The following is a 12556-nucleotide window of genomic DNA, read 5'->3' as shown; positions in this document are numbered from 1 at the left end:
CCCACACCCGCCCCAACGGGGCTTGGTCAATTCGGCTACCAGTCAGATCTGAGATGCTCAATGCTACGAATATGACATAGGGTATTATTTTTATTGATCATCATGAAGTGAAAAAAACCGGATATTTTAGGTAGATAGTTATTATTCTTTTTTAAGAAATATTAATCCTAACGCTGTCGCCTGAAGTCATATGCCACTTTTATGGCTCAAAGTTAACGCGTTCTGTGACTGAGCAACTAAGTATAACGACTAAGTAATACAAAAAAGACCCAGCACAATAGTTGGGACGAATATACCCTTTTGCAGATTGACAATCCTAATTGATGTCGAGGCAATTTTTTTATTAAAAATGACTTGCTCTAGCACGGGATTGATTCAAGTTTTACTTGTTACTCCTGATACTAATTCAGCACGGGAAGCAATTCTCTGGGTGAGTTGCAGCATTGAACAGAAGATTTTGTGATGCAAAGGGAATTTGTAAAAAGTTTTAAAGTTTGGTATTTTACCATACATTTAAATAAATATTTAAAATGAGACTTTGCTATTCATGAAGTTGTGCTAGCATATCAATTGGAGAAGTTAATTTCGGTGAAACGTATCTTGTTTTTAGTAATAATTGCAAGCGGCTCTCCGGATAGACATCTCTGCATCAATGGATTCTGGAGAGTTTCATGTCAATCTACGTAGGGAACCTATCCTACAGCGTCACTCAAGACGACCTCACTAAAGTATTTGCCGAGTACGGAGCAGTTACACGCGTGCAGTTACCTACAGATAGGGAAACTGGACGCGTTCGTGGCTTTGGTTTCGTAGAAATGGAATCATCGGCTGCTGAAGACGCTGCTATTCAAGCCCTAGATGGTGCTGAATGGATGGGTCGTGTAATGAAAGTTAATAAAGCTCGGCCACGGGAAGAGAAAAGCACTCGTTCTGGCGGTGGTAGTTGGGGAAAGAATAATGGTGGATACTCACGGCAATATTAAGTCTTGAGAAAATTCTTCCTTTAAAAAAAAATAATCATCCCATAATTGGCGGTTCAGTAATCAACTGAATCGCTTTTTGCATTTGTCTTGAACATTGAGTTGAAAATGCTTCATCGAGAATTTTGCGTAAAGTATTTGGTAATTCATGATTGTTATAAATATCAAGTTCTTAACGGTTCTTGATACACCTATTGAGTATTTCTTCCGTCAACTCTATAAAGTACAAGCCTCGCCGGGAGGTTATATGAAATTCATGAATAACTCATGTCGTTTGACTGCTAATAAAAGTTGGGTTTTAAGTCTGGCTTTAGCTAGTCTGCTAACTTCAGGATTGGATGTGGTTAGTAAAAATACTGCGATCGCATCTCCTACACCAGAACCCATACAATTATCTCAACGCTTCCAAAACCGCTTACCTAGAAGAATTGCCATTGCTATCATTAGGGACGCATCACAGCGTTCAGGTGTAGCAATTCGTCAGATTAATATTGCCCAAGCTACACGCAAAACCTTTGGCAATCCTTGTATATTTAACTTCGGTGAGGTTTGTACCAGAGAATATCGACCCATCGAAGGCTGGGAAGTGATTTTACGGGTGCGGAATCAGTCTTGGAAATATCATGCTAATCAATCTGGTTCTCGAATCCTTCTCGATCCTCAAGTTAGTGTAGAGGGCAATAACCTACCCAAAGCGATCGCCAATGATGTTTTGAATGATGCTAGTAGGCGTTCTAGGATACCAAGACGGGAATTAGAAATTACCACAGCCAAGGCTAGAACTTTTAGTAATTCCTGTGTCTTTGAATTTGGGGAAATTTGTACTAAGGAATATCGTCCCGTTGAAGGTTGGGAAGTAGCGGTTAGGGTGCGGAATCGTTCCTGGACTTATCACGTTAATCAAACTGGTTCTCGAATTATCTTAGATCCCAAAGCAATTATTGAGGGTAATAATACACTACCCAGAGCGATCGCTAGCAATATTCTTGATGATGCAGCTAGACGTTTTGGTGTCTCGCAACCAGCAGTACAAATTACCAGTGTTAACCGCCAAGTGTTTGGTAATTCCTGTGTCTTTGACTTTGGGGAAATTTGTACTGAGGAGTATCGTCCTATTGAAGGTTGGGAAGTAGTGGTTAGGGTGCGGAACCAATCATGGACTTATCATGTTAATCAAACTGGTTCTCGTATTGTTTTAGATCCCAAAGCGATGAATGAGGGCAATAATACACTACCCAGAGCGATCGCTAGTAATATTCTTGATGATGCCATTAGACGTTCTGGTTTATCTCTACGGCAATTAGAGATTACCAAAGCCACACCAAAAACCTTTGGTAATGCTTGTGAATTGGAATTTGGCGAAATTTGCACCAGGGAATATCGCCCCATCCAAGGCTGGGAAGTGATTGTCAGAGTCCGAAATCAGTTTTGGACTTACCACATTGATCAAACTGGTTCTCAAATTATCTTAGATCCCAGAGTTGAGACATAAATTAAGCCTTAGCATCTGGTTTTTAGACTTGGGTGATTGCTTCTCATCTTGACTCAATAGTATATAATGAGGGATTGTGTCGAATTAGAGCCAATCCATGCCTAAACTCAAAACACGCAAAGCAGCAGCTAAACGATTCCGCGCCACTGGTAGCGGCAAAATCGTGCGTCGCAAAGCTTTCAAAAACCACCTTTTAGAACACAAGACTACCAACAAAAAACGTAACCTGTCCAAAATGGCGGTTGTCAACGAACGCGACGAAGAAAACGTGCGCTTAATGCTTCCTTATTTGTAAATTTGTAGATTCTTTAGGAATAGAATATGACCCGTGTAAAACGCGGTAACGTTGCTCGTAAACGCCGCAATAAAATTCTCAAACTAGCTAAAGGTTTCCGTGGTTCTCACTCAACTCTGTTTAGAACCGCCAACCAACAAGTAATGAAAGCACTCCGCAGTGCTTACCGCGATCGCAAAAAGAAAAAGCGCGATTTCCGCAGTCTGTGGATTACCCGCATCAACGCTGCTGCTAGAGAACATGGATTAAGCTATAGTCGCTTGATCGGCAACCTGAAAAAAGCTAACATCCAACTCAACCGGAAAATGTTGGCACAACTAGCAGTCCTCGATCCTGCTAGCTTCAGCAAAGTTGTGGAAATAGCCAGTCAAGTTCAAGGTTAAAGGTGAAAACGGATGAATAACGGATGTAACAGATGGCAAATAATTAGTCGGTTACATCTGGTATTATCCGCCACCATTATTTGCATTTTTTGCGTGTTTTTTGGTATAGGCAATGCTGCATCTGCCGCCCCAATGCCAGAAATTCAACGGCGGGGTTATATAACTGTTGCCGTCAAAGATAACTCGCCTCCCTTGGGATTTAAGGATGTGAGTGGGAAACTGCAAGGGTTAGAGATTGATTTAGCACAGCGTTTAGCAGCAGATTTGTTGGGTAAAGCCGACGCTGTAAAATTGCAACCTGTAATGAATCGCGATCGCTTATCAGCAGTCTACAATCATCAAGTAGATATGGCGATCGCCAGGGTGACAGCTACAGAATCACGCTCACGCTTAGTGAGTTTTAGTGTTCCCTATTATTATGATGGCACTGTATTAATTACCAAAGACGCATCAATCAAGCAGTTGAATGATTTAAAAGCACAGAAAATTGCTGTCTTAAACAACTCCAGCACCATCGCTGATATCCGTTACTACATTCCCGAAGCAAAATTAGTAGGGGTTAATTCTTACGCAGAAGCGCAACAGCAAATAGAAAACAATGCAGTAGTAGCCTTTGCCGCCGATGCTAGCGTTCTGACTGCTTGGGTACAAAAAAATAATCAGTATCGAATATTACCTACAAAACTATCAACTGCCCCCTTATCTGTAGTCATGCCCAAAGGATTACAGTACGATGAGTTTAGAAGAAAAGTGAATGAAGCGATCGCCGGTTACATCGCCAAAGGCTGGCTAAAAGAAAGAATCAAATACTGGGGTTTAGTCAATAGGCAATAGGCAATAGGCAATAGGCAATAGGCAATAGGCAATAGGCAATAGTTATTCTCCCCAATCCCCAGTCCCCAATCCCCAGTCCCCAGAAAGACCGATAATAGATATAGAAGCAACTTTAATATTTTGATTTGAAGGTAATGGATAACAGTCTAGCGGTTGTTTATCTCTCTGTTTTGGTGGGTTTACTGGCATTCGCATCTGTGAGTGTTCTCCGCCAGCTGTTCAAAACTCGCAAGCGGGAAAGTTCTTTATCACGGTTACGCAACAAGTTGAGTAAAGACAAGGGTACAGCTCAAGAATATTACGAACTAGCTTGTATTTATTCTGAGAAAAAAGTGTATACCCAGGCTATTCCATTGTTTCAAAAAGCACTCAAGTCTGCTGAAGAAGAAGGAGAAGAAAATACTGCTCCCATCTACAACGGTTTAGGGTACGCTTATTTTGCCCAAGAGCAATATGATTTAGCGATTCGTCAGTATAAAGAAGCTCTGAAATTGAAACCTGATTATGTGGTAGCACTCAATAATTTGGGTCATGCTTATGAGCGAAAAAAATTGAATGCTCAAGCATTACAAATGTACGAAGAAGCACTCAAATTTCAACCCAATAACACTACAGCTAAACGTCGTGCTGAATCTTTGCGCCGTTTGGTAACTGCGTAATCAGTAGGAACTAATGCTTCGATAGTTGTAAGAAACTTGGGGGCGATCGCTTTTGAATTAGTAAAGGCGATCGCTCTTGCTTACGAATCTATGATAAGAGAGGGATAATATCTAAACAGATGTTATTGCGAAATGAGGATGAAATAAACGCAGAACTCACCTTTATCTCAAAAATTAACAGGGGAGATGACAATGATCAGCAGTCTAAAAGAACTAATTGATCAGCCAGAATTAGCTCATGGTAACGAAAGAGAAGAAAGGTTTATCAGTAGTAGTGTGAGTTGGGACAGCTATGAATCGCTACTGATGAAACTAGAAAACAACTCTCATTACCGTGTTAATTATTTAGATGGAATATTAGAAATCGTGTCGCCATCAATCAGGCATGAAAAAATCAAAACGAATTTAGGAATGTTGTTAGAGCGTTTTTTCTACAGCAAGCGCATTCGCTTTGTCCCTATGGGCAGTTCCACTTTTAAAAACAAAGCAAAAAAAGCTGGTGCAGAACCAGATGAGTGTTACTGCATAGGTGAAGAAAAAAAAGTACCAGATTTAGCTATAGAAATAGTTTTGACCAGTGGTAGTGTAAGCAAACTGGAAATCTACCGAAGATTAGGAGTTGCAGAAGTCTGGTTTTGGGAGAGAAACCAGTTGAAACTATATCATCTCCGGGACAATTACCAGAAAGAGCAAGCCACCGTTTACCCTGATACTTATGGGTATGAAGCTCTATCTAAAAGTGAGATACTACCAGAATTAGACATTGTGTTGCTAGAGCAATGTCTGACAATCTCTGATTCAATTCAAGCTATTGACGAATTTGAGCAAGGGTTGAATATAATTACTAATTCTGGCGTTGCATAAATGCGGGATGAATTAAGCTTTTTTAGCAAAGTAAACTATCGGTTTTTTGCGGCTTTGCGCCTTTGCGCGAAACATAAATCATCCCGTTAATCAGCAACGCCCTAATTCTTAATACTCGCAAAGCGAGAAGCAATTTACGTAATTCGTAATTACTATCAGTTACGGATGATTTTAGTTCTGTTTTTTATCTGAATTTCTGGAAATAAATAACAATCAAGTTGTTTCCAGATGCTCAAACATGAATAAGCGGCTCCGGCTATTTTTTTGTTTAGTTGTTACCATTATTCTTTGCTTTGCTCTCTCCCTGAAATTCATGGGGACAGTTACGGCTCAACAGCCAGCTATTACCCATCCCCTCACAGCGTTGACAGAGGCAGAAATTAAAACGGCTGTGGCTGTCATTAGAAAGGAAAAGCCTTTAACTGATATGGCAGCTTTTCCATTAATTGCCCTGGCTGAACCAGATAAAAGCGAGGTGTTGAAATTTACACCAGGACAACCATTTACACGCCAAGCTTTTTTGGTAGTCTATGAGCGCGCCCAAAATAAAACCTATGAAGGTATTGTTAACCTCAAAACTCAAAAAATCGCATCTTGGCAAGAAATACCCCATGCTCAACCTGCAATTCTGGCATCAGAGTATGAAATTGCTCGGCAAGTAGTCAAATCTGACCCCCGATGGCAGAAAGCCATGCAAAAGCGGGGAATTACAGATTTTAACCAAGTGCAGATTAGTTGCTGGGCGGCAGGAATCTTAAGTCAGGAAGAAGCCGCAGCAGGTAGCCGTCTGTGTCGGACTTTATTATTTTACAGGGGCGGCTGGAATTACTACGGCAGTCCCATTGAGGGTGTACTGGCTACTGTTAATTTAAACACCAACACAGTCAGCAGTTTTATAGATAACGGCGTAGTTCCCATCTCCAAAACTAATTGGAACTATGATTTACAGTCTTTAGGTAAACTGCTGTCGCCACCAAAACTTTTAAAAATTCTCCAACCCAATGGTAAAACTTTCCAAATCAAGGGGAATGAAATTACTTGGCAAGGTTGGAAATTTCGTTACATGATGCACCCCCGCAGTGGGTTGGTGTTGTATCAAGTCAGCTATAAAGACGGCGAAAATGAGCGTCCTGTACTATACCGTGCCAGTTTATCTGAGATGGTAGTTCCATATGGTGATCCTAATCCTACTTGGTCATTTAGAAATGCTTTTGATGTGGGGGAATATAATCTGGGATTACTGGCCAACACAATGGAGTTAGGGAAAGAAGTCCCTGAAAATGGGGTTTTACTTGATGCTGTGTTTGCTAATGAAGAAGGTGAACCTTATACTATGCCGGGAGTGGCTGGTATTTACGAACGCGATCGCGGTATCCTTTGGAAGCACTACGAGTATAATACCCAGCGTAATGATGTCCGCCGTAACCGAGAATTAGTCATGACGATGACGGCGGCAATTGACAACTATGATTACAGCATTAACTGGATTTTCCACCAAGACGGGACTATAGAGGTAGAAAACGATTTATCGGGGATTGTTTTGGCACAGGGAACAACTGCTGAACAAGAAACTTTTGAGAATTCCTATGGCCGGATGTTAGCAAAAAACACCTTTGGGGTAAATCACCAACACTTTTTCAACTACCGCTTAGATATGGATATCGATGGACAAGCTAATTCTGTTATGGAAATGAATGTGAACAGCTTGCCAATGGGTAAGAATAACCCGTTAGGAAATGCCATTGTTGTGGAAGATACACCCTTAAAAACTGAAAAAGCGGCTATCCGTGATGCAGATATTAAACACAGCCGGGAATGGATGATTACCAGTGCAGAGAAAAAGAATACTTTAGGTGCTGCACCTGCATATATGCTGATGCCAGGAAGTAATACTGTCATGTTTCCAGTAGAAGGGGCAAAAATTCGCCAGAAAGCTGGTTTTGCGACGCATCATTTCTGGGTGACAAAATATCAGCCGGATGAATTATATGCTGGCGGCAATTATCCCAATCAAGCTGCACCAGGAGAAGGTTTACCAAAATATATTGCTGACAATGAATCTTTGACTAATGAAGATATCGTAGTATGGTACACGATGGGTATTACTCATGTGCCTAAACCAGAAGATTGGCCGGTGATGCCTGTTCACAAACTTGGGTTTAAGCTATCTCCTAGAGGATTTTTTAGCCGTAATCCTGCGATTAATTTACCTGAGTAGCAGTCAAATAAAACTCTAAGCTGAGAGTAAAGTTTTCACTTGACCGAAACGGCGATCGCGTTTTTGATAACTTAGTAAGGCCTGATGCAATGCTTCTGTGTCAAAATCAGGCCAAAAAATCTCAGTGAAATACATCTCTGTATACGCCATTTGCCACAGCAGAAAATTACTCAACCGCATCTCCCCGCTAGTCCGAATCAGCAAATCTGGGGCTGGGGTATCTGCTGTGTAGAGGTGTTGTTCTACTATGTTTTCATTGACTTCGCCTGCACTGATTTGGCCTTGTGCTACGAGTTCTGCTACTTGACGACAGGCTCTTGTAATTTCGCTGCGGCTACCGTAGTTGACGGCAATAGTAAAGTGAATTGCTTGATTATTTACTGTCTCTGTCATTGAATGTTCTATTTCGGTTTGCAGAGATGGGGGTAAGGCTGATAAGTCGCCAATGAAGGAAATTCTCACTCCTTCTTGGTGCATTTGTGCTAATTCGCGGCGCAGTAATCGCTCGAATAAGTGCATGAGGAAGTCTACTTCTTCTATGGGACGTTGCCAGTTTTCGGTGGAGAAGGCGTAGGCGGTGAGGGCTTTGATTCCCCAATCTTTGCAGCAGCGTAGGAGTTGTTTGAGGGTTTTTGCGCCTTGGCGGTGTCCGGCTATGCGGGGTAGTCCTCGGCTGGTTGCCCATCTGCCGTTACCGTCCATGATCATGGCTATGTGTTGGGGGATTTTTTGGGGGTCTAGGTCTGGGGGTAAGGTCATGGTGTTGATGAATAAATTGTATGAATGTTTCGCGCATTCGCCGTAAGGCGTTCTCGGAGAGTAGGCGCAAAGGCGCGGAAGGTTATTTGAGGAGGTTTTGTAGGTATTGGGGGGTAAGGGTGTTGTGCCATTTCCAGAGGTGGTGCATGGTGTGGGTGAAGGTGAATATTAGGGTGGTTTTGTTGGTGGGTGTCCAGGTGTTCCAGTTGAGGGTGTTCATCATGCGGCGCAGGGTGCGGATGAGGTTGTTGCGTTGATAGGTTTGGGAGCGGGTTTTGATGAGGGTTTTGGTGATGCGGATGAGTCCGGTGTCGGGGAATAGCCAGACTCCAAAACCCCAAAATTTGGTCATGTGGTTGATTTCGTCTTTGGTGATTTCTTCTAGTACGTGTTGAAGTGTGCCGGTGGTGTGTGCCATTAGCCATAGGTAAAGGCAGGTTGCACCGTATTCTGTGGCTACTCGGTGTAAGCCGTGGCGATATAGGTCTTCGTGGGGGTTGTCTGTGGGGAGGTAGCCTCTAACTGTGCGGTGTTTGGGGGTGATTTTTTCGCCGGTGAGTTGGGTGTAAATCTTCATTAGGGCGGGTGTGTGTTGGCGTTCTTCTTTTTCCCATAGGCCGATTTCTTGGAGTTCGCCATCTTCGTTGACTGTTCCACCGACGAAGCGCGCCATCTGGGGATGTAGTTTTTCTAAATATTGGCGGCTGGTTTGGGTGTAACCGCGAATGGGTGCTTCTGTATCCATTGCACCTATCAAGACGGATAAAAATATTTCTGGTTCTATACCAATAATTTGATTGCGGTTGATGGTTTGCCAATCAATGGGTTTCCAGGGACGGGGTTGGGGGTTGGTAAATTGTGTAGGTAAATCTTGTAGGCGTTCGTGTAATTTTTCGCTGGATACGTAGTGATCAATTAGGGAGCGTAAACGATGTTGTGTTTGCCAGTAGTTAGGACTGGTATGGGTTTGACCTGCTAAATCTTCTGTAAGTGGGCTGGTAGTATTCACCATGTTTTTTATACTTTTATCTCTACGCCCAATAGCCTAAGCGATCGCACCAGCGTTTGTCAGTCGGCTGAAGTCGGCAGTTTTATTATGATGTAGTTGTAAAAGTCGGGTAAAAAGTCGGATTCATAGAATCTGATCCGAAAGTTGGGGTAAGGAGACTGTAGATTAATCTATGGTTGTCAACTCTCACTAGCCTTGTCACGGAATGAACGCTGAAGCAGCATTAGCATGGTTAGAAACCATAATTCCTGCTCACACCGGGGAACGGTTGAGCGATTTGCAAAAAGTGATTCTTCAGCAGGTTTGGTTGGGTAGAAAATATTTAGATATCGCCCATGCTTACGGTTGTACAGAAGGACACGTTAAGGATGTTGGCTCACATTTATGGAAGTTACTGTCTCAGGTTTTGCGACAGAAGATTACGAAAAGTAATTGTCGCGCTACTTTGGAACGGGTTCTGAGAAAAACTACTGCTATCTCAGGTCTGATTGATTACTCAGCATCCAATCTTTGCTTAACCTCTCCCCCAACCCCTCTCCTACAAGGCGAGGGGAGTAAAATTCCCCCATTCCCTGTCTTCGACACGCTCCGCGAACGCAGGGAAGGGGGGTTAGGGGGGTTAAGTTTACAAACTATTCCAACACTAGAAGATACTAATTTTATTGGACGACAAGACGCGATCGCTCACCTCAATGCTTTGGTAAATCAGGGCGCAAAAGTGATTGTCATCCAAGGTGAGGGGGGTTTAGGAAAAACGACTCTCGCCCAGCAATATCTACAAACTCAGGGTTTTGACTTGGTTTTAGAACTATTAATGGCGAAGGAAGCCCAAAATATCACGTCGGTGGAACGGGTGGTAGAGGAATGGTTGAAACAAGACTTTGGGGAAGAACCGGGGATGGAGTTTGGGGTGACATTGGGACGACTCAAACGCCAACTGCATAATCGACGCATTGGGGTGTTAATTGATAACCTTGAACCTGCATTAGATCAGCAAGGACGGTTGATTTCTCCTCACCGCAGTTATGTAGAATTGTTGCGGGTTTTGGCTGATGTGCGGGTGCAATCTGTGACTTTGATTACTAGCCGCGATCGCTTGTGTGAATCTGGGTTAAATATACATCACTATCGGCTGCCGAGTTTAGATGAAAGCGCATGGCTGACGTTTTTTAGTCATCGTGGGTTAACTATCGACTCACCCACCTTGCAACAAATACATCGTACCTATGGCGGTAATGCCAAAGCAATGGGCATTCTCTGCGGTGCAATTCAAGAGGATTTTGGCGGTAATTTGGCTTTATATTGGCAAGAAAATCACGCTGATCCTTTAGCAGCAACGGATTTAAAAAATTTAGCTGTAAGTCAAATCAATCGCCTGCAAAATCTCGATCCCCAAGCTTATCGCCTGCTTTGTCGTTTGGGATGTTACCGTTATCAAGACATACCCAAAATCCCATCGACAGGACTATGTTGTTTACTTTGGGATGTCCCAAAAACTGAACATCGTCAAATCATCGCTTCTCTCAGAAATCGTTCTTTAATTGAGTGCGAACAGGGAGAATATTGGCTACATCCAGTAATTCGATCTGAGGCGATCGCGCGTTTACGCATTAGTGATGAATGGGAAATTACCAACCACAAAGCCGCCGAATTTTGGACAGATAGCGTCACCCAGATAGCCACATTTAAAGATGCTTTGCAAGCTCTAGAAGCATATTATCATTACATAGAAATTAACGCCTTTGAGTTAGCAGGTAAAGTTATTCTCAAAAGTCGAAATAATCAATGGCAACAGTTTTTACCTCTCGGTAGTACGCTGTATCGGATGGGTTTGATTCAGCCAATTTTGATGGCGATTAATCAAGTAGTCAACAATATTGAGCCTGACCAAAGTATTATTGAATTATACAATATTTTGGGTGATTTATATTGGATTACTGGGAAAATAAGTCAGGCGATCGCCTGCCAAGAAAAAACCATTAATTTAGCAACTCAAGCCCTCAAATCCCTTGTTCCTCAACCAGAAAATAAACATCAAGTCTACTATCTCAGAATGTTAGAAGTAGATTCACTTTTAAGCATTGGTCTTTATAAAATAGATTTGTGGGAATTAGAAGAAGCTGCACAATTATTCCAACAAGTCATTTACCTAGCACAAAATACCGACCATCATCGCTGGGCAGAAAAAGCTTCTGTTTGTTTAGCTTTAGTCAATTCCTATTTAGCTTTATATGATTCTTCTCACGCGTTGGCAGATGTAGCTTATCAAAATATTACCAACGAAAAACTTGTGAAAACTGGCAGATTAGCTTATTTCATGCAAATTCTAGGTCAAACATATATTAATCTGGGTGATTTTACCAGGGCTACAGCAATGTTTGAGCAAGCTTTGACTTTTGCCGAAGCCAGTCATTATATGCAGGTAAAAGCCAAAACGTTGAATAGTTTAGCCGAAATTCATCGTCAACACCAAGATTATCAATTAGCCCTAACTCACCATCAAGAAGCCATCGAACTGTTAGAAAAAATCGGTGCTAAATGTGACCTAGCCGAAGCCTATTTTCAATTAGCTTTAACCTATGAAAAGATGTCAACTTCTAATGAATGTAAGATAAATTTTAGTCGAGCAATTCAGCTATTTACTGAAATTAAAGCACCCAAGCAAGTGGCTAAAATTTCACAGTCCACGTCCTGGCTGACAATCGGCAAAACCTAATGCTTCGGTGTCAAGAAAACTAGCGATTCTCTTCCAGAGACACTACGTGAACGCCATTTCAATCACTGCTTCAATAGGATACTCAATTTCAGCCGCACGAGCAACTAAAGCATCTCGAATGCGCTCAGGTAGACGCTCTAAAATAACTTCGGCATCAACAGCAGAAAGTTGTTCCTGAAGTTTAGCTTGCATAGCTTCACCTTTGAGTGGGAATTTGGACGTTATATGGAGGTTCAGTCGCTCTCAGAATGATTGCTTCTAACTCCAATAGTAACCCAGGGTTCTCCCAGTAAGAAATTTCCTGCCAGGTAATCCGAACATCTTCATCACTATACTTATCCAACCAT

At 42.2% G+C, this 12556-nt stretch carries 11 protein-coding genes and 1 pseudogene; 9 read left to right on the top strand and 3 right to left on the bottom strand.

What is annotated here, in order from left to right; all coding sequences use genetic code 11:
- Positions 1-671: 671 nt before the first annotated feature.
- From NOS7524_RS22175 to NOS7524_RS22140, 8 genes are all read left to right on the top strand, one after another.
- Positions 672-983 carry an RNA recognition motif domain-containing protein gene (locus NOS7524_RS22175; protein ID WP_015140717.1) on the top strand — a complete coding sequence of 104 codons (312 nt, stop codon included), beginning with the start codon at positions 672-674 and terminating at the stop codon, positions 981-983.
- Between the two features lie 145 nt (positions 984-1128).
- On the top strand, positions 1129-2472 hold the full coding sequence (locus tag NOS7524_RS30815; RefSeq protein ID WP_015140716.1) for a hypothetical protein: 1344 nt from the start codon (positions 1129-1131) through the stop codon (positions 2470-2472).
- Between the two features lie 97 nt (positions 2473-2569).
- A complete protein-coding gene (gene rpmI, locus NOS7524_RS22165; RefSeq protein WP_015140715.1) occupies positions 2570-2767 on the top strand; it encodes a 50S ribosomal protein L35 in 198 nt (65 codons plus the stop codon).
- Between the two features lie 26 nt (positions 2768-2793).
- Positions 2794-3150 carry a 50S ribosomal protein L20 gene (gene rplT / locus NOS7524_RS22160; RefSeq protein WP_015140714.1) on the top strand — a complete coding sequence of 119 codons (357 nt, stop codon included), beginning with the start codon at positions 2794-2796 and terminating at the stop codon, positions 3148-3150.
- Between the two features lie 12 nt (positions 3151-3162).
- Entirely contained in the window at positions 3163-3984 is an 822-nt protein-coding gene (locus NOS7524_RS22155) for a transporter substrate-binding domain-containing protein (protein ID WP_015140713.1), read from the top strand.
- Between the two features lie 134 nt (positions 3985-4118).
- Complete coding sequence (locus NOS7524_RS22150) at positions 4119-4643, top strand: tetratricopeptide repeat protein (protein WP_015140712.1); 525 nt, start codon at positions 4119-4121, stop codon at positions 4641-4643.
- 192 nt (positions 4644-4835) lie between these two features.
- Positions 4836-5507, top strand: coding sequence for a Uma2 family endonuclease (locus tag NOS7524_RS22145; protein ID WP_015140711.1), 672 nt, complete (start codon positions 4836-4838; stop codon positions 5505-5507).
- Between the two features lie 238 nt (positions 5508-5745).
- Positions 5746-7725: a primary-amine oxidase gene (locus NOS7524_RS22140; RefSeq protein WP_015140710.1), complete on the top strand. Its 1980-nt coding sequence runs from the start codon at positions 5746-5748 to the stop codon at positions 7723-7725.
- Between the two features lie 15 nt (positions 7726-7740).
- Here NOS7524_RS22140 and NOS7524_RS22135 read toward each other — a convergent pair whose 3' ends face one another.
- Together NOS7524_RS22135 and NOS7524_RS22130 are read right to left on the bottom strand one after the other, a co-directional pair.
- Positions 7741-8484 carry an isoprenyl transferase gene (locus tag NOS7524_RS22135; protein ID WP_015140709.1) on the bottom strand — a complete coding sequence of 248 codons (744 nt, stop codon included), beginning with the start codon at positions 8482-8484 and terminating at the stop codon, positions 7741-7743.
- Between the two features lie 82 nt (positions 8485-8566).
- A complete protein-coding gene (locus NOS7524_RS22130) occupies positions 8567-9496 on the bottom strand; it encodes a ferritin-like domain-containing protein (protein ID WP_015140708.1) in 930 nt (309 codons plus the stop codon).
- A gap of 202 nt (positions 9497-9698) precedes the next feature.
- Here NOS7524_RS22130 and NOS7524_RS22125 point away from each other — a divergent pair, with 202 nt between their 5' ends.
- A complete protein-coding gene (locus NOS7524_RS22125; RefSeq protein WP_015140707.1) occupies positions 9699-12209 on the top strand; it encodes a tetratricopeptide repeat protein in 2511 nt (836 codons plus the stop codon).
- On the opposite strand, the pseudogene NOS7524_RS31105 reads toward NOS7524_RS22125, so the two are convergent.
- Positions 12171-12401, bottom strand: a pseudogene (locus NOS7524_RS31105) (hypothetical protein). The gene NOS7524_RS22125 and the pseudogene NOS7524_RS31105 overlap by 39 nt on opposite strands.
- Between the last annotated feature and the right edge of the window lie 155 nt (positions 12402-12556).

Source organism: Nostoc sp. PCC 7524, from assembly GCF_000316645.1.
GTDB lineage: Bacteria > Cyanobacteriota > Cyanobacteriia > Cyanobacteriales > Nostocaceae > Trichormus.
The sequence above is the reverse complement of the archived record's forward strand: the minus strand, read 5'-3'. Positions and strand labels throughout refer to the sequence as shown.